Consider the following 22,594-nt stretch of genomic DNA (forward strand, 5'->3'; position numbering starts at 1 on the left):
GAATGCCGCACGACGACTCGGGGACGGTGGGGAAGGTGGGGACGGGAGCCCGGTCGGGGCGGACCGAGATCGTGATCCGGGGCCTGCGCAAGTCGTTCGGGGACCACGAGGTCCTGCGCGGCATCGACCTGGACGTGGCGGGCGGCGAGGTGGTGTGCGTCATCGGGCCGTCGGGGTCCGGCAAGTCGACACTGCTGCGGTGCGTCAATCTGCTGGAGGAACCGACGGAGGGCCGGGTCTTCGTCGGGGGGACCGAGCTGACCGACCCCGACGTGGACATCGACGCCGTCCGCCGCCGGATCGGCATGGTCTTCCAGCAGTTCAACCTGTTTCCGCACGTGACGGTGACCGGCAACCTCACCCTCCCGCAGCGGCGGGTGCTACGGCGCAGTACGGAGGAGGCCGCGGCCGTGGCTCGCGAGAACCTGGAACGCGTCGGCCTGTCCGACAAAGCCGACGCCTACCCCGCGCAGCTGTCCGGTGGGCAGCAGCAGCGGGTGGCGATCGCCCGTGCGCTCGCCATGGGGCCCGAGGTGATGCTCTTCGACGAGCCGACCTCGGCCCTCGATCCGGAACTGGTGGGCGAGGTGCTCTCCGTCATGCGGATGCTGGCTGCGGAGGGCATGACGATGATGGTCGTCACCCATGAGATGAGCTTCGCCCGGGAGGTCGCCGACCGGGTGGTCTTCATGGACGGCGGCCGGATCGTCGAGGAGGGGCCCGCCGAGCGGGTCGTGGGCAGCCCACAGCAGGAGCGGACGCGGAACTTCCTCACCCGGATCCTGGATCCTGCCGCCACGGAACCGCCCGGGCCCGGAAGCGGAACCGACCGGACCTGAACACACACGCCCGTCACCCGGACCGCACGACAGGCACACAAGGCCTGACACTGCATCGATTTCGCCTTGAAGCGCTCCTGACAATTCACGTGGTTCATGGCACCCTGCTGCACGCACGTCGATCCGCACCGCTCGCCCCCCACCCGTTCGTGCGCCCGTGTGCGCATGGACTCGGCAGAAGGAGCATCGCGTGATACGTCATCAGCGTGCCGTGACCGGAGCCCTGTTCGCCGCCACGGCACTGCTCGCGGGAGGTGTGCAGGCCGGCACGGCCGGCGCCGCGACCCCCGCACCGGCTCCCGCTTCGCGCACCGCATCCGCCGCGGAACAGCACCGGGCCCAGACCTTCTGGACCGCCGAGCGGATGAGGAGCGCCACCCCGCTCGACCTGCCCGCCGTGAGCGCCGGCGCACTGAAGGCCCCGCGCCGGGCCGGCGCGGAGACCGTCGTCGCGCCGACCGCGTCGCAGACCGGGTCCGCAGGGCCGACCGCCTTCCCGCAGGCCGGCGGGCAGTGGACCGGTGGCGGTTCCGTGGTCGCCACGTCGGGCCGGGTCTTCTTCACCTTCCAGGGCCGCACGGCCTCGTGCTCCGGCAACTCGGTCACCAGCGCCAACGGCAGCACGGTCGTCACCGCCGGACACTGCGTCAAGTACCAGGGCAGCTGGCACACCAACTGGGTCTTCGTCCCCGGCTACAAGGACGGCCAGACCCCGTACGGAACATGGTCGGCGACCAAGACCCTGGCGACGGACCAGTGGGCGGCGACCGAGGACATCAACTACGACGTCGGCGCCGCCGTGGTGGCCCCGCTGGGCGGCAAGAAGCTCTCCGAGGCCGTCGGCGCGCAGGGCCTGAAGTTCAACGGCAGTTACAACCAGGCGATGTACGCCTTCGGATTCCCCGCGGCGGCCCCGTACGACGGGTCGAAGCTGATCTACTGCAGCGGGACCTCGTTCAAGGACTTCCTGTTCTCCCGGGACCACGGTCTGAGGTGCAACATGACCGGCGGATCCAGTGGCGGCCCCTGGTTCACCTCGTTCGACGAGGCGACGGGAACAGGTCTCCAGTCCTCGGTGAACAGCTTCGGCTACGTCTTCCTGCCGGGCGTGATGTACGGGCCGTACTTCGGCAATGAGGCCAAGGCGGTGTACGACAAGGCGCAGGCCTCGTAGGAGGCCGCGCCGGCAGCAGCGGCAGGTGGTAGGAGTTCTCCGGCAGGCCCCGCGGGGCCTGCCGGACGCGGTTCAGGCGTTGTTGGGCACGGCCTCGCTGATGTCGGCGAGCGCCGAGTCCGGGTCCTTCGCGAGCGCCAGGTCACCGAGGGTGATGACACCGAGCATATGGCCGCGGTCGATCACCGGGAGGCGGCGCACGGCGTAACGGCGCATCATGCGCACCGCCTGCGACGTGGTGTCGTCCGGGCCGACGGTGTGCACGTCGGGGGTGCAGATGGCGCGCACCGGCACGGTGTGGGGATCGTGTCCCTGGGCGATGCAGCGGACGGTGATGTCCCTGTCCGTGAGCACGCCCAGCATGCGGTCGCCCTCGGCCACCACGACGTCGCCGATGGCCCGGTCGCGCATCACCCGGGCGGCTTCGACCACCGAGGCCTCGGGCGGAAGCGTCTCCACTCCGGGTGTCATGACGTCCTTGACGAGCTGAGTCATGGTCTCCCCTCTCCGGTTCCGCCGGCCCGTGGCGTGCACCGTGGGCCGGCGTGCTTCTGCGGGCCGGTCCGGGCCGCGTCAGTCGGGTGGCTCGGGAACGGGTTCCGTCTCGGGTACGGGTTGGGTCTCGGGGGCGGGCTCCGGCGACGTCGGATCCGGCGACGTCGGATCCGGCGACGTGGGCTCGTCCGGGAGCGGCTCCTCGTCGGGCTGCGGATCGCGCGGGACGGGGTCGGGCGTCGTGGGCACGGGCTCCGGGCCGTCGGGATACCGGCCGTCGGACTCGGGGCCGTACCCGGGACCGTAGGACTCGGGGCCGTAGGACTCGGTGCCGTCGGGATTCGGGGCGCCGGCATCCGGACGGACGCTCACCGGGACTCCCTCCCTGTGTGGCCCGCCGCGGCCCGGTGCCGGGCGATACCGAACTCCGCCACGAACGCTTCGCAGAAGGCTGGAAGATCGGCCGGTTTCCGGCTGGTGACGAGCACCGGGTCCCGGGTGCGGCAGACCACCACCGGCCGGTCGGTCCAGGTGGCTCCCGCGTTGCGCAGATCGGTCCGCAGGCTGGGCCACGAGGTCAGGGTCCGCCCGCGTACGACATCGGCCTCGACCAGGGTCCACGGGGCGTGACAGATCGCGGCCACCGGCTTCCCCGCGTCGAAGAAGTCCCTCACGAAGGCCACGGCGGCGGCGTCCTGCCGCAGGGCGTCGGGGTTGGCGAGCCCGCCGGGCAGCACGAGTCCCTCGTAGTCCGACACCTCGCTCTCGGCGACGGTGCGGTCGACGGGAAACGTGGACGCCTTGTCGAGATGGCGGAACGCCTGCACGTGCCCAGGGCGGGTCGAGATCAGCTCGGGCTCCCCTCCCGCATCCACCACGGCCTGCCACGGTTCCGTCAGCTCGATCTGCTCCACGCCCTTGGGGGCCATGAGAAACGCGATCCTCATGCATGTCACATCCTTCGGGGATTCCCGTGGGCACACCCACAGCGTGTTCCCGCAAGAGCACATTTCACGCGTCATTTCGCCATTTAACGGGTATGCGTGCGATATGGAGACCACTGGCATGAGCGCCCTGACCCCCGACCTCGCGGTCAGCAGTGTGCTGGCGAACATCGCGTGGTTCTTCGTGGTGGGCATCGCGATCGCGGGGGCCCTCCTCGCGGCCTTCTGGTGGGGCATGCGGGTACGTGACCGAGAACCTGGGCCGCCACCCCCGGAGACCCAGCCCCACATCCCGAAGTCGGGACCGGTCCGGGAGATCAGTGAGTACCGGGAGCCCCACGAGGTTCCCCAGCACGATTTCGACCACCGCGTCCTCCCCCACGACCACCGGGACTTCGGCAACTCCGGAACCCGGCGGGCGCGGCACAAACAGCCCAAGACCTGGGACGACTGAGCAGGCAGATGACAGCGGGACGGGAGGGACGATGACCGAGCAGGATGCCCGGATCCGCGCCGAGGAAATGCGTGACAGGGCCGAGCGTCTGCTGCGCCGGGCCCGGCAGTCGACCGATCCGCAGGAGAGCGACCGGCTGCGGTACGAGGCGGAGCAGCTGAGGGACCGGAGCGAGAAGGCGCTGCGTGAGGCGCCGGAGCCGGTCGGGGGCGACCTGCGTGAGGAGTACCCGCAGTAGGAACTCCGGCATGAGGTGAGGGGTACCCCAGTAGGACTCCGGCATGAGGTGGGAGACGGGAGGCGTGCGGCACCCGGCCAGGGCGCTGCATGTCTCCCGTCCTGTGGCGGCACCGCACGCACCCGACGGTCACCGCTCCTCGGGTCTGCACGGGCTCGTGCGGCCGGTGCGCGGCCCGGTCGGCCGGGTGGGGGTGTCGGGGCCGGAACCGCCGGAGCCGGGGCCGGAACCAGGACCGGGGTCGCCGGGGCCGGGAACCGATCCATCGGAGCCAGGACCGGGACCGGGACCGTCCGGGTCTGCGGGGCCGGCGGCATCGCCGGATGTGCCGAACTGCTCCAGGGGCCGGATCGCCGGGCCCTGGAGCACACTGCCGTCAAGGGCGAAGCGGGACCCGTGGCACGGGCATTCCCAGACGCGTTCGACGTCGTCGAAGGCGACCAGACAGCCCAGGTGGGTGCAGCGGGCGGAGAGAGCGGACACGGCGCCCGACGCGTCCCGGTGGACGGCGTGGGGCCTGCCGCCGATCCGGACGACCGCTGCGCCGCCCGGCGGTACCTCGGAGGGGTCCTGCAGGTGGGGCAGATGCAGCCGGTCCCCGACGAAGTGGCCCGCGACACCTGCCTGGTCCTTGAGGAGCCCGGCGGTCTCGCGCAGTGCGGGCAGGCGTCTGGGGTCGTACAGTTCGCTCCACTCGGGACGGTGGCCACCGGTGACGAGGGCGGCCAGGAGGCGGCCCGCCATCACGCCGTTGCTCATGCCCCAGCCGCCGAAGCCGGTGGCGACGTAGACGTGCTGGGTTCCGGGATCGATATGGCCCACGAACGGGACACCGTCGCTGGAGTCGATGTCCTGCGCGGACCAGCGGAACACCGTGTCCGCTTCGGCGAACCCCGGAAGGCTGTCGCGGGCCCAGGCGTCGAGCCGCCGGTAGCGCTCCGCGACGTCACCGGCCCCCGGCGGGTACGACTCCCCGGTGACGATCAGCAGGCGCGCGTCGGACGCGTAAGGGGCGGTGCGCAGGGACCGCACGTCGTCCTCGGGGGTGTAGTACATGCCGTCCGGTGCCGCATCGGCGTGGACGGGGGCGGCGAGGACCAGGTCGCGGCGCGGGGACAGCCGGGTGATGAGCGTGGTGTGGTCGAAGACGGGCCAGTGGGTGGCGACGACGACGTCCCGGGCGCGTACGGTCGCCCCGGTCGCGGTGGTCAGCCGGCACGTGGCTCCGTCGTGCAGGCCGGTGGCTCGGGTCCCTTCGTGGAGACGGCCGCCTCGCGCCCGGTACGCGTCGGCGAGACCCAGCAGGAACTTGCGCGGGTGGAATTGCAGCTGGTCCTCGACCCGCACCGCGGCCTCGACGGCGAACGGCAGGTCCGTCTCCGTGACCAGGGAGGCCGCGAGCCCGGCCTCGCGTGCCGCGTCCGCCTCCTCCTCGATCTCGGGAACCCGCTCCGGCGTCAGGCAGTAGGTGTACGCGGGGACCCGCTCGAGGTCGGCGTCGATGCCGAACTCGACGCACAGCGTGGCAACATGGGCCAGCGCGTCCTGCTGGGAGCCGGCGTACCGCTCCGCGCTGGACGCGCCGTGCTCCCGGCGGTGGCGCGCGTAGTGCAGCCCGTGCAGGGAGGTCAGTTTGGCGGTGGTCCGGCCGCTGACCGCGGAGGCGATGCGGCCCGCTTCGAGGAGCACCACATCGCGTCCCGCGCGGACGAGTTCGAAGGCCGCGCACAGGCCCGCGATTCCGCCGCCGACGACCGCGACGTCGGCCGTGACGTCGCCGTCCGGTGGCGGACTGCCGTCGCCGGGGGTCTCGTCCATCCAGTACGGCCGGGGAACGATGGTGCGCTGCACTGCCATGAACCACGGGTTCCCCGCAGCGCGGCCGCGTAACGGCCGCCGCGGCTGGGCCGTCAGGGCGGGACGGCCTGCTCACCCGAATGAACCACACCCCTTTGGCCAGAAATATCACACACCGTCACCGCAGGTGATGCGCGTGTGACACCGTCGTGCTTGCCTGACAGAAACCCGGGGGCACCACAGCAAAGGAGCGGGCATGACGAGCATGGACCGGCCGGCCAGGACCACGGAGCAGATCCGCGAAATGGCCGAACAGCTCACCCGCAGCGCCGAGCGCTCGAAGGACCCCGAGCACCGCGCCCGACTGCGTCGCAAGGCGGAGGAACTGCGGCGCCTCTACGACAGGGCACGCCCCGGTGGCGCCTCGGGCAGGGGTCCGTCCGGCGGCTCCGGCCCGACGCGCGGCGCCTGAGGCCCGCGCCGGCGAAGGCACACAGGCGTCACCCGGCTTCCGGAGGTCCGGAAGCCGGGTGACGCCGGCCTTTTCCGGTCGATGACGTCCGCCGTTCCCAGTCGGGTGACACGGTCTGCTCCGGGTCCGATGGTGCGATGACGCCGGCTTTTCCGGGTGCGGTACGCGCAACCCGCGGACCGACGGCGTGCGCCTTGCCAACGGCGTGCACCAAACCGACAGCGCGTGTGCCTCACCACGGCGTGCGCCCTTCCGCCGCCGGGCCCCGTCCCGACGGCAAACCGCTCCGCGTGAGCATTCACGACACCAGGAGCGCCGCACAGCCCCGACAGCCGCACCCGGGTGGACAGAGCACCCCGCCGGCCGCGGCGTCGCAGGCGGGCGACCTCAGCGGGCCGTCGCGTCTCGTCAGCCGGATCAGTGATTCAGCGGGGCACCGCCGCGTCCGGTGGACGCGGGGGTCCGGGGCGGGGACGAGGCTCGGGGCCGGGATCCGGATGCGGGTCCGGGCGCGGCCCCGGGCGAGGTTCTGGGGCCGGATCGTCGGGCACCGGGCCCGGCCTGGGGACGGGTGACACGTCCGGGTCCGGCGGGACGGGGACGGACATGGCTCAACCTTCCTCTACTGCCCTCCGGAAGATTCCGGTGGCTCCTACCCTCCGGTTACCCCGGACCGACACGCCCGGAACGCCCTAGTAGACTCCGTTTCATCCCCACCCGTCGATCCCGATCCCAGTCCCATGGCCTCCTCGAACGGAGCCGTCATGAGCCAGTCCGACGAGGGACCCCCGTGGGAGGACGGGGCGTTCTCCCACGACGGCAGGAACCCGTCCCGCGGTGAGCAGGAGCTGTCCCGGGCGGTCGAGGACCTCATGGACGAGGTCGCGGCGCTCCGCACCGACCGGGGACGCCGCCATCTGCTGGATCTGGCCTGCGGGATCCTGTCCGCCCAGCTGGCGGTCACACCGCCCGAGGCACTCGCCCATCTCGGACGGCTCGCCGAATCCACGGGGCTGCCCGCCGAGGACCTTGCGGCCGACATCGTGAACGCCGCCTCCGGGACGGTGATCGCCGAACCGGCCCTCACCGGCGGAGCGGACGGCGCTCACGCCCAGGACGCAAGGCGGGCGCGCCGGGCGACCGCAGAGGCGGAGACCGCCGACACGCTCGGCGAAGTCGCCCGGTCGCTGCTGGACGGTGGGCTGCGCCCGCTCGGGGCGGAAGCACTCTGGCTGTGGCGGTGCAGCGCGACGGGCTGCCTGGAGCTGGCCGGGCACGCGGGAGTGAACACGCTGGAGGCTTCCCACTGGCGGTGGGTGCCTCCCGAGACGGGCGGCACCCTGCACCGCGCCGTGACCGGCGGTCTCCCCCACTGGCTCACCGACGGACCGGAGCCCGGAGAACGGCTGCCGGGCCCGGCGCGCGACTCGGGGCGCGCCCTGCTGCCCCTGCGCCGGCACGGCCGGGTGTGCGGCCTGGCACTCGCGGCGTGGCCGGGACCGGTGGAGTTCGACGATCGGACGCGCCGTGCGCTGCTGGGTCTGGCCGAGCCCGCGGCGCGCATCCTCGACCTGGGCGGCACCGACGAGCCTGCGCCGGACGTCGTCGCGGCCCTGCTGGACCTGCTGGTCGACCCGGCGATGACCCTCACCGTCGACGAGGAAGGTGCCGGACCGCACGTCGAGCACCTGAACGGGCCGGCCATGGACCACTTCCGTGGAGTGCTGCGCCCGGTCGGCCGGCCGCTGGCCGAGGTGTTCCCCTCGCTGTACGGGGATCTCCTGGACATGGTGCGGCGGGCGCGGGCGGACGCGGCGCCGCAGCGCAGCGCCGGGATGCTGCCCCGCCCCGGGACTGCCGGTGCGCGCGACCCGCTGCTGGACGTCAGGGTCCTGCCGCTGGGGCCCACGGGCCGCACGGTGGTGCTGTGGCACACCAGCACCGACCCGGCCCTGGCGACGATGCGGGCCCTGGGCCGGATGGAAGGACTGGCGTCGTTCGAGGACGATCTGACCACCGGCGAGTCGCAGTGGAGCGACCAGGCGTTCCGCGTCCTCGGCCTTCCCGCCGGATCGCGCCCGGTGCCGCTGCGGCTGCTGGGACCGAGACTGCACTCCGAGGACACCGGCGCTCTGGCCCGTCTGCTGACGACCGTCACCGAGCGGCTGGAGGGTGCCCAGACGGTGGTGCGGGTGGTCCGGGACGACGGCGGTCTGCGCCATGTCCGGATCGCGGCGGAGCCCCTGCAGACGGGTGGGGTGCTGACCGGTGTCACCGGTGTCTTCCAGGACGTCTCCGCCCAGCACCACACCGAGGTGGCCCTGCACGCGACGTTCGACCAGTTGACCACCGTCCAGGAGAAGGCAGCCGTGCGGCACGGCCTGGTCCTCCAGCTGCAGAAGGCGATCGTGCCCGAGGTCCCCGCACTGGAGAAGCTGCCCGGCCTGCAGGTGGCGGCCCGGTACCGGCCCGCTGCCGAGGAGTACCGTGTGGGCGGCGACTGGTACGACGTGCTGCCGCTGCCCGGCGGCCGGGTCCTGATGGCGGTGGGGGACATCGCCGGGCACGGCATCGACGCCGCGACCAGCATGGTGGCGCTGCGCAACGCCCTGCGCGGACTGGCGTACACCGGCCACTCCCCCGGCAGACTGATGACCTGGTTGAACGAGGTCACCCTGCACGCACCGGGACATCCCACCGCGACGGCGGTGTGCGCGCTCTACGACCCGGGAACGCGCTCCCTGGAGTGGTCGAGCGCCGGGCACCTGCCGCTGCTGCTGCTCCGCGAGGGCGGGGCGAGGCTGCTGGATCCGCCTCGGAACATGCTGCTCGGCGCGGCTCCCGAGGCCGGGTACGACGACACGGTGACGCCGCTGGAGCCGGGCGACACCCTCATGATGTACACGGACGGCCTGGTCGAGCGGCGGTACACGGGGATCGACGAAAGTCTCACGATCCTGCTGCGGGCGGTGGAACGGCTCGGCGGGGCGGAGGTCGACGAACAGGCGGACCGGCTCCTGGGGTCGGTGACGGGGGACACGGACGACGACACGAGCCTGGTGGTCGTCCGCGTCTGCTGACGGTCCGGCCCGCGCGATATGTTGCGGATACGGGGCCGGCAGCACGAGTGGCCCGTCGGCGGACGCACCGGTCCCTGCGGTTCTGCGGCGACACGACCGCTCAGGGGGCCGGCCAGCTGTCGATCCGGGCGAGCAGGTCCAGTGCGTCGACGGGTTTGGTGACGTAGTCGTTGGCACCGGCCCGGAGGGCCTTCGCACGGTCTCCGGGCATCGCCTTGGCGGTCACGGCGATGATTGGCACATGGTCGTAGCGCGGCATGCTCCGGATGGCCGCGGTGGCTTCGTAGCCGTCCATGCCGGCCATCATCACGTCCATGAGGATCATGGACACCTCGGGGTGCGCCCTGAGCACGTCGATGCCGTCCTGCCCGTTGTCGGCGTGCAGGACGCGCATCCCCTCCCCTTCGAGGATCTCGGTGAGCGCGTAGACGTTGCGGGTGTCGTCGTCGATGATCAGGACCACGCGGCCCGGACGGCCGTCGACGCCGTCGTGACGGGTGGCGCCGCCCGGCAACCGTTCGTCGTCGACGGAGGTGCCGCCGCCCCGTGGCGCCCCGCCGACCGGCAGGTAGAGGGTGAAGGTGCTGCCCTCGCCCGGGGTGCTGTCGGCGATGATGGCGCCGCCGAGCAGTTGGGCCACCTCGCGGCTGATGGACAGTCCGAGGCCGGTGCCTCCGTAGCGGCGGGCCGTGCTGCCCTCACCCTGGTGGAAGGCGGCGAAGATGGTGTCGAGGTGCTCCTTGGCGATGCCGATGCCCGTGTCGCCGACCCGGAAGGCGATCACGGGAGCAGCGTCGCGCAGGGACTGCGGCAGTTCGAGATCGGAGGGATGGTCCACACGGAGTTCGACCCGGCCGTGCTCGGTGAACTTCAGCGCATTGGACAGGAGGTTGCGGAGCACCTGGCGCAACCGTGCCTCGTCCGTGGTGAGTTCCTCGGGGACACCATCCCCGGTGACCACCGTGAACTGCAGGTCGCGCTCCTCCGCCACGGGCCGGAAGGTGGCCTCCACGTACTCCAGCAGCTGCCGCAGCCGGAAGGTCTCCGGGCGGATGTCCATCTTCCCCGCCTCGACCTTGGACAGGTCGAGGATGTCGTTGATCAGCTGGAGCAGGTCGGATCCGGCGGAGTGGATCACTTCGGCGTAGTCGACCTGCTTGTCGGTCAGGTTGCCCTCGGGGTTCTGGGCGAGCAACTGGGCCAGGATCAGCAGGCTGTTGAGGGGCGTACGGAGCTCGTGGCTCATGTTGGCCAGGAACTCCGACTTGTACATGGAGGTGCGGGAGAGCTGCTGTGCCCGGGCCTCGAGCTCCTGGCGGGCCTGCTCGATCTCCAGGTTCTTGCGTTCGATGTCCCGGTTGCGGTCCGCGAGGAGTGCCGCCTTCTCCTCGAGTTCCGCGTTGGAGCGCTGCAGTTCCTCCTGGCGGGCGCTCAGTTCGGCCGTGAGCCGCTGGGACCGGTCGAGGAGGACATCGGTACGGGCATTGGCTATCAGCGAATTGACGTTGACCCCGACCGTCTCGATGAACTGGTCGAGGAAGTCGCGGTGGATGCGGGTGAACGGGTGCAACGAGGCCAGTTCGATGGCTCCGAGGGTCTGGTCCTCGACGAGGATGGGAAGCACGATCAGGGCGGTGGGGTCGGCCGAGCCGACCCCCGTGGATATGGTCGCGTAGCCAGGCGGCAGCTGCTCCACCATGATGGTGCGCCTGCTGACCGCGGTCTGGCCCACGAGTGACTGGCCGAGCCGGAAGCGGCGGGGGTTTCCGTCGGGTGCTCCGTAGGAGCTGATCATGACGAGCTCGGTGCCGTCCGGGGTCTCCTCGGTCAGATAGAACGCGCCGTACTGCGCGGAGACCAGCGGCGGCACCTCGTTCATGATCAGTTCGGCGACGGCGATGGCGTCCCGGGTGCCCTGCATGAGCCCGGAGATGCGCGCCAGGTTGGTCTTGAGCCAGTCCTGCTCCTCGTTGGCGCGGGTGGTGCGGCGCAGCGACTCGACCATGGCATTGATGTTGTCCCTGAGCTCACCGACCTCGCCGGGGGCCTCGACGGCGATGGACCGGGTGAGGTCGCCCTGTGCCACCGCGCTCGTCACCTCGGCGATGGCCCGGACCTGCCGGGTGAGGTTCCCGGCGAGTTCGTTGACGTTCTCGGTCAGGCGCTTCCAGGTGCCCGAGACTCCTTCGACCTCGGCCTGGCCTCCCAGCCGGCCCTCCTTGCCGACCTCACGGGCGACGCGGGTCACCTCGGCCGCGAACGAGGAGAGCTGCTCGACCATGGTGTTGATGGTGGTCTTGAGCTCCAGGATCTCGCCGCGCGCGTCTACGTCTATCTTCCGGGTGAGGTCGCCGCGGGCGACGGCCGTGGTCACCTGGGCGATGTTGCGCACCTGGTTGGTCAGGTTGTTGGCCATCGAGTTGACGTTGTCGGTGAGGTCCTTCCAGGTGCCGGAGACACCACGCACGGTGGCCTGGCCACCGAGGTTGCCCTCCGTGCCGACCTCGCGGGCGACCCGGGTCACCTCCTCGGCGAAGGAGGAGAGCCGCTCCACCATGGTGTTGATGGTCTCCTTGAGCTCCAGGATCTCGCCGCGCGCGTCGACGCGGATCATCTGGGTGAGGTCACCCCGGGCGACCGCCGTCGCGACCTGGGCGATGGAACGCACCTGGGAGGTGAGGTTGTCGGCCATCGTGTTGACGCCGACGGCGAGTTCCTTCCACACACCGCTGAGGCGCGGCACCCGGGCGTGACCGCCCAGCAGGCCCTGACCACCGACTTCGGTGGCGACCCTGGTGACCTCGGAGGTGACCAGCGCGAGCTGGTCCACCATGCCGTTGTAGATCGAGGCGATCTCGCCCATGAGGCCTTCGGTGTCGCCGGGGAGGCGGGTCGAGAAGTCCCCGTCGCGCACCGCGATCAGTCCGGCCAGCAGCCGCCTCAGTTCCTCCTCGCTCAGCACGGCCGGAGGCCTGGGGGCCTGTGGGTCGCCGGGGGTCGGTGTGTCCATCGCTGACCTCGAGCTGTGGTGCCTGCGGACGGGGTGGGGGCGGGGGTTCCCGCGCTGCGGGCGACCTGCGCGGTCGTGTCCTGCGCGAGTCCCGCTGCGGTGCGAGCCCCGCTGCAGCGGGCCGCGGGCAACCGGGATCGCCGGGGGGCGGAACACCCGGCTGCTGCTCCTCCACTGTCCCACGCGGTTCTGCGGCTGACATTCGGACCGGCCGGGGGTTCGGCACGCGTACGGGGACGGGGGTTCGGCCTGCGGGGGCGGCGCGCGGACGGCATACGGAGGGCGGCGGGCGGGCGGACACGGACGATGCTCCGGCACACGCCGGGCCGTGCGGGCGGTGGAGCGGGGCGGGCTGCCGTGCAGATCCGTACCCGATGAGCAGCCTCATGCCGAGAGCCGGCCTCGCGCCCCGGGCAGCCGCCGGCCAGGGCCGGGTCTCAGACCGGAAGGGCGATCTCGCACCACACCGTCTTACCCGTGCCGTGGGTCACCGAGCCCCAGCGCACGGCGATCCGTTCGACCAGATACAGGCCATGACCCGAGGGCTTCGCGGCCCGGTGGTGACCGCGCGTCCGCGGCGGTACGGGGCTGTGGTCGCTGACCTGGACCCACAGCCTGCCCGGCGCCCGGCCCAGGCTCAGCTCGCAGGGGCCGGAGCCGTAGTGGCAGGCGTTGGTGGCGAGCTCCGAGACCAGCAGTACGACGTCCTCGACCACGACGCTGTGGGTCTTCACCGAGGCTCCCAGCCATTCGCGGAGGACGTCGCGTGCGTGCCGACGACAGGCGGCCACGGCTCCCGGCTCCGGTGACAGGGCGAATCGCCGGGTGCATGACGTGGAGGCCCCGAAGGCGGGGAGGCCGGCCGGCATGTCGCCTCCTCTTGGTCAGGTCGGACTGATCCGCGGCTCTCATCCCCGCGCCTTCCCGTGACCGCGCATATCACACAGGCCCACAAGATTCACCAAAGGAACATTTCAGGCATCAAGCAGCGGGGACGGGGTAGGCCAGTGAAAGGGAGTTCGCACGACGGCCTGTGCTGCGACGCGGCGTCGGCCCGCTCCCCTTCCCCCGTCGAAGGAATCCGATGTCCAGCGCCGCCAGCCCAGTCCACCTCGACGAATCCGTCGCACGACGAGCACGGCCCGCCGTCCCCGGAGGCCTCCCGGAGGTCCCCGACCCCAGAACGATCGGCAAGATGGACGCGCGGGCGCTGTCCGACACCCTCTTCGAGCGGCTCCGAGCGGTGGAGGAAGGCAGCCCCGAGTACTCGTACGTACGCAACACCCTGGTCGAGCTCAACCTGAGCCTCGTCAAATACGCCGCCGCCCAGTACCGGGGGCGCAGCGAGCCGATGGAGGACATCGTCCAGGTCGGCACGATCGGCCTGATCAAGGCCATCAACCGGTACGACCCCGACCACGGAGCCGAGTTCGCCTCCTTCGCGCTCCCCACCATCCACGGCGAGATCAAGCGTTTCTTCCGTGACACCAGCTGGGCCGTGCGCGTGCCGCGCCGACTGCAGGAACTCCGGCTCGACCTTGCAAAGGCGTTCGACTCCCTGGAGCAGCGCCTGGGACGGGCCCCCACGACCGCCGAGCTGGCCGAGACCCTCGGCATCAGCCCGGCAGAGGCGGCGGAGGGCCGCCGCGCGGCGAACGGCTATGTGGCCCGCTCACTGGACACACCGATGCAGGACGAGGACGACCTCAGTCCGATGGCCCGCCGTCTGGGCCGGGAGGACCGCGCCCTCGACATCGTGGAATCGGTCGAGTCCCTCAAGCCCCTGATCGCCGCCCTGCCGGAGCGGGACCGCGCCATCCTGCGGATGCGTTTCGGCGAGGAGCTGACCCAGTCGGAGATCGGGGAGCGACTGGGAGTCTCCCAGATGCATGTGTCCCGGCTGCTCGCCCGCACCATGGCAACACTGCGGGCCGGTCTGGTGGACGACCCCAGGGACTGAACGATCCGTCACGGACGGGACGGTCCGTCGCCACGGACTCAACGATCCGTCGCCGCCGCTCCGGAGGCCCTCCCACTCCTGTCGGCGCCGGCTTCCCGTCGGCGTTCCGGCCTCGGCGCTGCGGATTGAGGGGCGCCGCAGATCCTGGATTCAGGGGTACTGGGCAGCGCGTTCAGGGGTACTGCGGGGAGGCGCGGTGGCACGGCAACGAGGGAACCTCGACCTCGACCCATACGGCCTTGCCGACAGCACCACGCGGACTCGTACCCCAGCGCCGGGCGAGCCTTCCGACGACGACGAGTCCGTGGCCGCCCTGCTGGGAGGCCCTGCTGGGCGGACGGGGGCGCGGCGGGTCCGGGTTGCCGTCGGTGACCTCGACCCGCAGACGTTCGTCGGTGCAGTGCAGTACGAGTTCCTCGGGCCCGTCGGCGTGCAGACAGGCATTGGTGACCAGCTCCGAGACGAGGAGGAGGACGTCCTCGGCCACTGCCTCCTGTTCGTCGGTCTCCGCGGGCAGCCAGTGCCAGTCGAGCAGCGCCTGGCGGCTGAAGTCACGGCAGCGCCCCACGACCCCCTTGGTGCCGAACAGCAGGAGGCGCCTTGTCTGGCCCTGCGGCCCGGGACCCTCACTCATGGCGGCCTCCGCTACTTCTGGTCCGCGAGCGCCTCGTCCCGGGTCGCGTGGATACGGAACACCGAATCGGCTCCGGTGATGGCGAACATCCGCGCCACCTGCGGCCGCAACCCGGCGAGTTCGATCGCGACACCCGCTTCCTTCGCCGCGAGACGGGCCTTCAACAGGGTGTTGAGCCCGGTGGAGTCACAGAACTGCAGATCGGTGCAGTCGACGACGACACGCTCCGCGGCGGTTTCGAGGCCTCCGGTCAGCGCGTCACGTAGCGCCTCGGCCGTGTCGTGGTCGAGTTCGCCGCCGAGCGCCAGGACCACCGTCCCGGACATCTGCCGCGCCTGGACCGCGAAACGCCCGAATCCTGCGGTCTCATGCTCCGGCTTCCCGGATTCTCCAGGCCTCATGCAGCGCCTCTCCCGGTTTTCCCGCGAACATCGGAATTGCTCCGACTATCGCCCCTCTCCATGGGAGAGGCCACTCGTGCAGAGCGACCGGCGCGTTCCCGCCTGGCCGTCCGCGCGGGCGCGACTATGCTCGGAAGAGGCGCGTATGCACCCGTGAGGTGGTCGTGTGCCCACGCCGACCGCGGTGAAAGTTGGCCTGCCCAATGATTCCACTTGAACATTCAGAAAGACCGGAGCGCGCTCCGGACGGAACCTGCCCGTTCGAGCTGCTGGGCATCACCCTCCACGTGGAGGGCAGAGACGATCTGGACATCGTGCTACCGGTCTCCGACGACCTCACAGCGGCCCCGTACTCTTGCCCGTTCCCCTTGAAGGAGGGCGCGGAGATCCGCGCCACGGTCGTCTTCCAGGTGGGATCGGCGGGCATCGAGCACCTGAAGTACGTCGACGTCCGGCGGCATGAGGGGGTGCCGGTCACCCGTAACGAGGTGATGCTCGGCAGCTACCGGCACGGCGGCCCCTACGAGGTGTGCCTGCCGCTGGAGCAGCTGCCCATGGGGCACAACATCCGCGGTTCCTACCACGTCACCGGAACGTTCGTGGACGCCGACGAGAGACTGCTCGCCCGGGAGAGCCACGTGTTCGAGGTCGCCAAGGACTGGGCCTGAGCGCGCCTTCCGTGCCGTGGCACGGAACCGCAGCCCCACTCCGGGCCAGGCACCGGAAAAACCCTCCGGGGCAACGGACAGCACCGCGTTCACCTGTACGGGGCGGCGTGGCACCGGCCGCCTCGCGCCGTGGTCACATGTGGCCTTTCGTGTAGTACTGCTCGAGGACGCGGATGGTCGCGATGTCCCCGTCGAGCTGCCCGCTCTCGAAATCGGGCGATTCCTTGATCTTGTGCTTCGTCAGGTCCACGTAGACCGTCCGGTTGTCGGTGTCGACCCGGGAGATCACTCCTGCCGGCAGCAGGATGCGCCGGCCGAGGATCCACGGGCCGGTTTCCACCACGATGTAGGCCAGTCCGACGTCCTCGGAGTGCTTGTCGACCTTGCCGATGTGTCCGTCGGTCGCTTCGACCCGGTAGCCGACGAGCGTGGTGCCCGCCGGGAGACCGGTGATCTCCGAGTGGTCCCCGGTGTCAGCCATGACGACCTCCTTTCGTACCACCCTCGGCCGATATGCGGCTTTCCCGAGTTCTAGGGTTACCCCGGGCCCACGGCGTTCAGTCCCCTGGGCGTCCGGCCGTTGGCATGGCCGACCGGCGTCAGAACACGGACCAGCCGGTCATCGTGGTGAACGCGTCGAGCGCCTGGACGGCGGCCACCGAGTTGCCCGCCGGGTCGAGGGCGGGGCTCCAGGCGCAGAGCGCGCCGCGCCCGGGCACCACGGCGAGGATGCCACCGCCCACACCGCTCTTGCCGGGCAGTCCCACGCGGTAGGCGAACTCGCCCGCGGCGTCGTACATGCCGCAGGTGAGCATCACCGCGTTGACGCGTTTGGCATCGCTGCGGGAGAACAGCCTGCTGCCGTCGGTGCGCAGTCCGTGGCGGGCCAGGAAGCCCCCGGCGAGGGCGAGGTCGCGGCAGCTGGCGGCGATCGAACAGTGGGCGTAGTAGTGCCCGAGCACCGTCTCGACGGGGTTCTCCAGGTTGTCGTAGCTGGCGAGGAAGTGCGCCAGGGCGGCGTTGCGGTGGCCGTGCAGCGCTTCCGAGGCCGCGACCCGCTGGTCGGCGTCGAGTACGGGGTTCCCCGATTCGGCCCGGAGGAAGTCCCTCACAGTGCCGAAAGCGTCGCCGGTGAGTGTGAGCAGGCGGTCGGTGACGACGACCGCGCCGGCGTTGATGAACGGATTGCGGGGAATGCCGTGCTCGGACTCCAGCTGGATGAGGGAGTTGAACGGGTTGCCCGACGGTTCCCGGCCGACCCGCTGCCAGATGTCGTCCCCGGCGGGCCCGCCGTGGGCGAGGACCAGTGCGAGGGTGAACAGTTTGGAGACGCTCTGGATCGAGAACGGCTGTTCCCAGTCCCCGACGCCGTGGATCGCGCCGTCGACGGTGGCCAGGGCGAGCCCGAAGGCCTTCGGATCCGCCTCGGCCAGTGCCGGTATGTAGTCGGCGACCTGCCCCCGTCCGATCACGGGCCGGGCGGCCTCCATCGCGTCGCGCAGCAGCTGCTGGTGGTGATCGGGCGCCACAGGCATGCCGTTCTCCCTGGCCGTGGCGGGGAGGACGGCCCGCCGATTCCATACCTCCATCGGGCACCGGCGGGCTGCCCGGCGCAAGCCCGGGCGTGCCGTCGGGTGCGCCTCGGAGGCAGCGGGAACTCTCACGTTCGGGCTGCTCCGGGGCGCGAAACGGAACCGTATCCTCAGCATGTCTCAGCAGTCCTCGCGGGGTGCGGCGTCGTTCCCGCGGCGAAGCGTGCGGGGCGGGCGGCCCGGTCGCCGTGACCGGACCACGAGGTCGGGATCCTCGACCCGGGTGTGGACCACCTCCGTCACGCCGGCGCGGACAGGTGGAAGGGCTCCAGGGCCCCACCTCCGCCTGGAAACCGGCCAGGGTGTCCGGGTCGGTCAGCTCCACGGCCATGCCGCCGACCCGGACGTCGCCGTCCTCCGGGCGCCGGTTTCCGGGAGACCGGTCTCAGGTATCCGTCACGGGGCGGATTCGTAGTGCGTCGAGAAGTACCGTCCTTCGGTCTCCAGGCCGGTGGGGTCCCAGCCGGCCCGCTGCACCGCCTCCACCGCGTGCCGCTCCTCCTCCGGGTCGGAGAACAGCCGCTGCGGATACGGTCCCGCGGGATCCTGGCGGGTGGCGAGACCGTGCGCAGCGAGGGCGCGGACGACCGGCGCGTAGGAAACGGTCCGCAGGACGAACGCGCTGACCCGAACGGGTTGCCTGGCGACGTCGAGCAGCGCCTGGAACGTCCGCTGGGTGATGTAGCTGCCTCCGCCGGTCAGGGTGATGAGCCCGACGTCCGCCATGGTGCGCCGCAGGGCCGGTCCCGGCGGGTCCTCCTCCAGGTTCTCGGTGTGGGCGGCGTCGAGCAGGCCCACGGCAAGGGCGTAGTGGACGGCGCTGGCGGCGATGTCGAGGCCGGCGATCCGTACGGCGTCTGAGCGGCGCCGGGAGGCGTAGAAGCCTTTGTCCCATTCGACGAGCTGGGCTGTGGTGAGTGCGGCCGCCTCGGGACCGGTGTAGTGCGCGTAGAGGTCGGCGAGGGTCAGTCGGTGGTTGAGCAGCGCGGCGTTGATGCCGTAGGAACAGCACAGGTCGAGGACGGTGAAGGGCCGGTCCGGGCCGCCCGCGGCCCGGCGCTCGTCGAGGGCTCGACGGAAGGCGGCCTGGGCGTGGTGGGGAATCTCGTACGACAGCGGCGCGAGGCGGCGGAAGTACGCGCGGGGGTCGGGCTGGTCGTAGATGTCCTCGAAGCGCGTCTTGCCTCCGCCGTCGCCGTCGGTGCCACCGGTCCCGGCACGGGTCATCGTGATCCCTCCGCGTGGAGAATGTGGACACGTCGGTGCGTGCAGTCTGCATCCTTGCGCGGGGTCGTGCGACACAGGCGTGCGCGGGGCGGAGCGCATGCTGCACAAGACCATCGGATGCGTCCTCGGGTGTGTGCGGCGGACGGCGCGGTACGCAGGTTACGGGCCATTCGCCGGGGCTCGGCTGCACGCGCCCGGGAACGGCGGCGGGCAGCCGTGCGCTCTGCCCACGGCGCCGCCGGGCGGCCTGGGCCCGGCCGTACCGGGTCGCCCCCGGGAGCCCGAGCCACGTCATGATCCGGTCCCGGGGCCCGACAGCTCTGCGGAACCGCTGGGCAGGACACCTGTGGCGCGGCAGGGAGAAGCGGAGACCCTGCGTCGGGTTCGCGCCACGCGCCCAGTGCAGGCCACGGAGCGCCCGTGGTGCGCCGGCTCCGGGCCCGTCACCGACCCCTCGGACGCCCCCCGCAGATGGCTGACGGGCCGCTCAGTCGTCGGCCGCGACGAGCAGCGTGATCCGACCCGCCGAGCGGTCGATGACCACGAACTCGTGGAAGTCGCCGTGCACGCCACCCCAGTCGTGGAACGCTTCCGTCCCGAGCCCGCTCAGGTGGTGAACGTGGTCGGCCGCGGCCAGACGGTCGAAAACCACACGCTGCAGATCCGCCTCCAGATCGGCGGGCACTGCCCCGAACTGATCGGCCCACTCCCGCAGGATGCGCGCGCTCTTCTCCCCGCCGACCGCCCCTGGTACGCCGCCGAGAACGTGGACGACGACCGTCTCGTCCCCGACGGATGCATGAACCTCGGGCTCCGATGGCCGGCCCGGGCCTGCCGGGGGTGCATCCAGGTACACCCCGATCCGGCATTCAGGTCCCATGGCAACGGTCTCGCGGACCGGCATCGTCGATGTCATGCAAATGACACCTGCGGACATCAAGGTGACGGCCTCGTTCCTCGTCGTCACCTTTCTGACGGCCGGCGTACTGGGCGCGGTCCAGCCCGTGACGCGGATACCCGTCGAGGTCATCCAACTGACGCAGTTCGGGCCGGCCCTCGCGGTGGGCGTCACCGCGATCGTGTGGCCACGGCGCGTACGGGCGCTCCTCACCGACGGCCTGCCGGGCCGGGGAGGCTCAGGGGCGCTCCTGCTCGTGACGGCGCTGCTCATCATCGCGGTGACTGCCGGCGCTTACGGGGTGCTCACCGGGCATACGTGGTTCACGCGTCCGGATGCCCCGTTCGCGCTGATCGCCTCGGCGCAGCTGATCGGCGCGTGCGGCGAGGAGATCGGCTGGCGCTGCCTCTTGCAGCCGCTGCTGCGCTCCCGTTTCGGTCCCCTCACGGCCTCGATGACGGTCGGCGCGGCGTGGGGCGTCTGGCACGTCCAGGTGTTCGCGCAACACCCCGTGTATGCCGTGGCGTTCCTGGTGGCGGCGGTGTCCATGTCGGTCGTGATGGGCTTCGCCCTCGAAGGTGTGCGGGGTTCGCGGCTGTTGCGGGCGGGGAGCTTCCATGCGCTGATCAACCTCGGCATGCTGCTGTTCATGGACGAGGAGTCCGGCGCGGTCCTCCCCATGGTGCTGTTCGGTGTGTCGTGTCTGATGGCAGCAGTCCTGTGGACATGGCTGAGCGTGGGCCGGGGGTGGGCGACGGCATCGTCCCCGGCTAAGCTCCCGTCGATCATGGAAGATGTTCGATAAGCCGTGCACGGCCCTCTCGCGCGCCTGTCTCGCGGTCGGCCGGTGCCAGTTGGCGAGTCTGCACGCTCTCGCGGCGTCGGCGGCCGGCTCGCTGGTGGTGCTGGCCGTGCTGCTGCTGCCGGTGGGCGTGGGGTTCCGGCTGCTGCCGCCGGCCGCGCGGGTGTTGCGCGCGCTCTCCGACCGCTCCCGCTCGCGCGCCGCGACGTGGACGGGTGTCCGGATCAGCCCGCCCGAGCCGCTGCCCGCGAATCCTGACGCAGCCGCCCGTAAGGAGGCGCGCGCGATCCTGGCCGACGAGGGGTTCTGGCGCGACCTGACGTGGGCGTGGCTGGAGCCGGTGACGGGCGGGCTCCTGGTCGCCGTCCCCCTCGCCCTCGTCGAGTACGGTGTGTTCGGCGCCCTCGTGCAGCCGTTCGTCTGGCGGTCCGTCGGCGACGGCAACTGGTATGCGTTCGTCCCGGTGCACACCACCGCGACCATGCTCGCCGCGCTGGTGCTGGGACTCGTGTTCACGGCCGCCGGCCTGCTCGCCGCTCCCGCCGTTCTCCGGTTGCACGCCCGGCTGGGCCGGACTCTGCTCGCCGCTCCGCGGAGCACCCGCCTCACCCGGCGGATCGAGCGGCTCACCGAGTCCCGGAGCCGGGCCCTGGACATCCTGGCCGCCGAGCTGCGGCGCGTCGAACGGGACCTCCACGACGGCGCGCAGGCCCGGCTGGTCGTCCTGGGGATGACGCTGGACCGGGCGTCCCGTCTGCTGGAGGCGGACCCGTCAGCGGCAGGCGAACTCCTGCTGGATGCCCGATGCGCAGCCGAACGGGCCCTGCAGGACCTGCGTGACCTGGTCCACGGCATCCACCCGCCGGTCCTCGCCGACCGGGGCCTCGGTGACGCGGTCCGCTCCCTGGCGCTCGACAGCTTCCTCGACGTCCACGTCGAGGCACGGCTGCCGGGCCGATTCCCGGCACCCGTCGAGTCCGCGGCCTACTTCGCGGTGAGCGAGGCGCTGACGAACGCGGCGAAGCACTCCGGAGCCCGCGAGGTCCGCATAGCCCTGACACACGAGGGCGGCGTGCTGCGCATCGCCGTCGCCGACGACGGGCACGGCGGCGCCGACCCGTCCCGGGGCACCGGACTGGCCGGCGTGCGGCAGCGATTGGATACCTTCGATGGCACCCTGGCCCTGCACAGCCCGCGGGGCGGACCGACCACCGTGACGATGGAGATTCCGTGCGCGTTGTCCTCGCCGAAGACCTCTTCCTGCTGAGGGACGGGCTGACCCGCACGCTGCAGGAACACGGCTGCGAGGTCGTGGCGGTGGACAACGGCCCGTCCCTGCTGCGCGCGCTGCTCGACGAGGAGGATGCAGCGCCGGATGTCGCGGTGGTGGACGTACGGCTGCCTCCGACCTTCACCGACGAGGGCCTGCAGGCGGCCCTGGAGGCCCGTCGCCGGCGGCCCGGCCTGCCCGTCCTCGTCCTCTCCCAGTACGTCGAGCAGCTCTACGCCAACGAGTTGCTGGCCGGCGGAGAGGGAGCCGTCGGCTACCTGCTCAAGGACCGGGTCACCCACACCGAGCAGTTCATCGACGCGGTCCGCCGCGTCGCGGCCGGCGGCACGGTGATGGACCCCCAGGTCATCTCCCGTCTGCTGACGCGCGGCGACGCCCGAGGGACGATCGACAGCCTGACGCCACGTGAGCGCGACGTCCTGGAGCTGATGGCGGAGGGCAGGTCGAACGCCGCCATCGCGAGCGGTCTGCACATCAGCGAGAGCGCCGTCGCCAAGCACACCGCCGGCATCTTCACCAAGCTCCGGATCAACGCGTCGGCCGACGACAACCGCAGGGTGCTGGCCGTTCTGGCCTATCTCAAGAGCTGAGCCCGACGGTGTGTCGGCGCTTGCCGGT

Annotated in this window: 23 protein-coding genes; 11 read left to right on the plus strand and 12 right to left on the minus strand. The window is 71.3% G+C overall.

Translation table 11 applies throughout. The annotated features are described in order from the left end of the window. Positions 1-2: 2 nt before the first annotated feature. Both ACZ4Z5_RS07225 and ACZ4Z5_RS07230 read left to right on the plus strand, forming a co-directional pair. Complete coding sequence (locus ACZ4Z5_RS07225; protein WP_468257912.1) at positions 3-839, plus strand: amino acid ABC transporter ATP-binding protein; 837 nt, start codon at positions 3-5, stop codon at positions 837-839. Between the two features lie 193 nt (positions 840-1,032). Further along, positions 1,033-2,013 carry a trypsin-like serine peptidase gene (locus tag ACZ4Z5_RS07230; protein WP_468258726.1) on the plus strand — a complete coding sequence of 327 codons (981 nt, stop codon included), beginning with the start codon at positions 1,033-1,035 and terminating at the stop codon, positions 2,011-2,013. Between the two features lie 72 nt (positions 2,014-2,085). On the opposite strand, the gene ACZ4Z5_RS07235 is transcribed toward ACZ4Z5_RS07230, so the two are convergent. The 3 genes from ACZ4Z5_RS07235 to ACZ4Z5_RS07245 all read right to left on the minus strand — a co-directional run bounded on the left by ACZ4Z5_RS07235 (position 2,086) and on the right by ACZ4Z5_RS07245 (position 3,455). Continuing rightward, the gene (locus ACZ4Z5_RS07235) at positions 2,086-2,508 is read right to left on the minus strand and encodes a CBS domain-containing protein (protein ID WP_468257915.1); all 423 of its coding nucleotides are present in this window, start codon (positions 2,506-2,508) and stop codon (positions 2,086-2,088) included. 78 nt (positions 2,509-2,586) lie between these two features. Continuing rightward, positions 2,587-2,880 (minus strand): hypothetical protein, encoded by a 294-nt coding sequence (locus ACZ4Z5_RS07240; RefSeq protein WP_468257918.1) that lies wholly within the window; start codon positions 2,878-2,880, stop codon positions 2,587-2,589. Further along, on the minus strand, positions 2,877-3,455 hold the full coding sequence (locus ACZ4Z5_RS07245) for a type 1 glutamine amidotransferase domain-containing protein (protein WP_468257921.1): 579 nt from the start codon (positions 3,453-3,455) through the stop codon (positions 2,877-2,879). The genes ACZ4Z5_RS07240 and ACZ4Z5_RS07245 overlap by 4 nt, the downstream gene beginning before the upstream one ends. 103 nt (positions 3,456-3,558) lie before the next feature. Here ACZ4Z5_RS07245 and ACZ4Z5_RS07250 point away from each other — a divergent pair, with 103 nt between their 5' ends. Beyond that, positions 3,559-3,906, plus strand: coding sequence for a DUF6479 family protein (locus tag ACZ4Z5_RS07250; RefSeq protein WP_468257924.1), 348 nt, complete (start codon positions 3,559-3,561; stop codon positions 3,904-3,906). Positions 3,907-3,937: 31 nt separating this feature from the next. Beyond that, positions 3,938-4,144 (plus strand): DUF6381 family protein, encoded by a 207-nt coding sequence (locus tag ACZ4Z5_RS07255; protein ID WP_468257927.1) that lies wholly within the window; start codon positions 3,938-3,940, stop codon positions 4,142-4,144. Positions 4,145-4,273: 129 nt separating this feature from the next. Here the strand turns inward: ACZ4Z5_RS07255 and ACZ4Z5_RS07260 are convergent, their stop codons facing one another. Continuing rightward, positions 4,274-6,001: an FAD-dependent oxidoreductase gene (locus ACZ4Z5_RS07260; protein WP_468257930.1), complete on the minus strand. Its 1,728-nt coding sequence runs from the start codon at positions 5,999-6,001 to the stop codon at positions 4,274-4,276. Positions 6,002-6,197: 196 nt separating this feature from the next. Between ACZ4Z5_RS07260 and ACZ4Z5_RS07265 the strand changes: the two genes are divergently transcribed. Then, a complete protein-coding gene (locus ACZ4Z5_RS07265) occupies positions 6,198-6,413 on the plus strand; it encodes a DUF6381 family protein (RefSeq protein ID WP_468257932.1) in 216 nt (71 codons plus the stop codon). 764 nt (positions 6,414-7,177) lie between these two features. Beyond that, positions 7,178-9,493 carry a SpoIIE family protein phosphatase gene (locus ACZ4Z5_RS07270; protein ID WP_468257934.1) on the plus strand — a complete coding sequence of 772 codons (2,316 nt, stop codon included), beginning with the start codon at positions 7,178-7,180 and terminating at the stop codon, positions 9,491-9,493. Positions 9,494-9,593: 100 nt separating this feature from the next. Here ACZ4Z5_RS07270 and ACZ4Z5_RS07275 read toward each other — a convergent pair whose 3' ends face one another. Then, the gene (locus ACZ4Z5_RS07275; protein ID WP_468257936.1) at positions 9,594-12,503 is read right to left on the minus strand and encodes a HAMP domain-containing protein; all 2,910 of its coding nucleotides are present in this window, start codon (positions 12,501-12,503) and stop codon (positions 9,594-9,596) included. Positions 12,504-12,940: 437 nt separating this feature from the next. Further along, positions 12,941-13,372, minus strand: coding sequence for an ATP-binding protein (locus tag ACZ4Z5_RS07280; RefSeq protein ID WP_468257939.1), 432 nt, complete (start codon positions 13,370-13,372; stop codon positions 12,941-12,943). A 215-nt stretch (positions 13,373-13,587) separates the two neighbouring features. Here ACZ4Z5_RS07280 and ACZ4Z5_RS07285 point away from each other — a divergent pair, with 215 nt between their 5' ends. Then, positions 13,588-14,463, plus strand: coding sequence for a SigB/SigF/SigG family RNA polymerase sigma factor (locus ACZ4Z5_RS07285; protein ID WP_468257942.1), 876 nt, complete (start codon positions 13,588-13,590; stop codon positions 14,461-14,463). A gap of 172 nt (positions 14,464-14,635) precedes the next feature. Here the strand turns inward: ACZ4Z5_RS07285 and ACZ4Z5_RS07290 are convergent, their stop codons facing one another. Both ACZ4Z5_RS07290 and ACZ4Z5_RS07295 read right to left on the minus strand, forming a co-directional pair. Continuing rightward, positions 14,636-15,097 (minus strand): ATP-binding protein, encoded by a 462-nt coding sequence (locus tag ACZ4Z5_RS07290; RefSeq protein ID WP_468257944.1) that lies wholly within the window; start codon positions 15,095-15,097, stop codon positions 14,636-14,638. An 11-nt stretch (positions 15,098-15,108) separates the two neighbouring features. Further along, the gene (locus ACZ4Z5_RS07295) at positions 15,109-15,498 is read right to left on the minus strand and encodes an STAS domain-containing protein (RefSeq protein ID WP_468257947.1); all 390 of its coding nucleotides are present in this window, start codon (positions 15,496-15,498) and stop codon (positions 15,109-15,111) included. A 203-nt stretch (positions 15,499-15,701) separates the two neighbouring features. Here ACZ4Z5_RS07295 and ACZ4Z5_RS07300 point away from each other — a divergent pair, with 203 nt between their 5' ends. Continuing rightward, positions 15,702-16,166, plus strand: a complete 465-nt coding sequence (locus tag ACZ4Z5_RS07300; RefSeq protein ID WP_468257949.1) for a rho GDP-dissociation inhibitor — start codon at positions 15,702-15,704, stop codon at positions 16,164-16,166. 133 nt (positions 16,167-16,299) lie between these two features. On the opposite strand, the gene ACZ4Z5_RS07305 is transcribed toward ACZ4Z5_RS07300, so the two are convergent. The 4 genes from ACZ4Z5_RS07305 to ACZ4Z5_RS07320 all read right to left on the minus strand — a co-directional run bounded on the left by ACZ4Z5_RS07305 (position 16,300) and on the right by ACZ4Z5_RS07320 (position 19,901). Next, a complete protein-coding gene (locus tag ACZ4Z5_RS07305; protein ID WP_468257952.1) occupies positions 16,300-16,647 on the minus strand; it encodes a PRC-barrel domain containing protein in 348 nt (115 codons plus the stop codon). Positions 16,648-16,765: 118 nt separating this feature from the next. Then, positions 16,766-17,701 carry a glutaminase gene (locus tag ACZ4Z5_RS07310; protein ID WP_468257955.1) on the minus strand — a complete coding sequence of 312 codons (936 nt, stop codon included), beginning with the start codon at positions 17,699-17,701 and terminating at the stop codon, positions 16,766-16,768. 453 nt (positions 17,702-18,154) lie between these two features. Beyond that, entirely contained in the window at positions 18,155-18,985 is an 831-nt protein-coding gene (locus ACZ4Z5_RS07315; protein WP_468257958.1) for a hypothetical protein, read from the minus strand. A 487-nt stretch (positions 18,986-19,472) separates the two neighbouring features. Then, on the minus strand, positions 19,473-19,901 hold the full coding sequence (locus tag ACZ4Z5_RS07320) for a hypothetical protein (protein ID WP_468257961.1): 429 nt from the start codon (positions 19,899-19,901) through the stop codon (positions 19,473-19,475). On the opposite strand from ACZ4Z5_RS07320, the gene ACZ4Z5_RS07325 reads away from it, so the two are divergent. The 3 genes from ACZ4Z5_RS07325 to ACZ4Z5_RS07335 are packed head-to-tail and all read left to right on the plus strand — an operon-like array spanning position 19,900 to position 22,566. After that, positions 19,900-20,688, plus strand: a complete 789-nt coding sequence (locus tag ACZ4Z5_RS07325) for a CPBP family intramembrane glutamic endopeptidase (protein ID WP_468257963.1) — start codon at positions 19,900-19,902, stop codon at positions 20,686-20,688. The genes ACZ4Z5_RS07320 and ACZ4Z5_RS07325 overlap by 2 nt on opposite strands. Next, complete coding sequence (locus ACZ4Z5_RS07330) at positions 20,678-21,952, plus strand: sensor histidine kinase (protein ID WP_468257966.1); 1,275 nt, start codon at positions 20,678-20,680, stop codon at positions 21,950-21,952. The genes ACZ4Z5_RS07325 and ACZ4Z5_RS07330 overlap by 11 nt, the downstream gene beginning before the upstream one ends. Further along, complete coding sequence (locus ACZ4Z5_RS07335; RefSeq protein WP_468257969.1) at positions 21,916-22,566, plus strand: response regulator transcription factor; 651 nt, start codon at positions 21,916-21,918, stop codon at positions 22,564-22,566. Before ACZ4Z5_RS07330 ends, ACZ4Z5_RS07335 begins: the two co-directional genes overlap by 37 nt. Positions 22,567-22,594: the final 28 nt, after the last annotated feature.

The sequence above is a fragment of the Streptomyces sp. NPDC030222 genome (assembly GCF_055573115.1).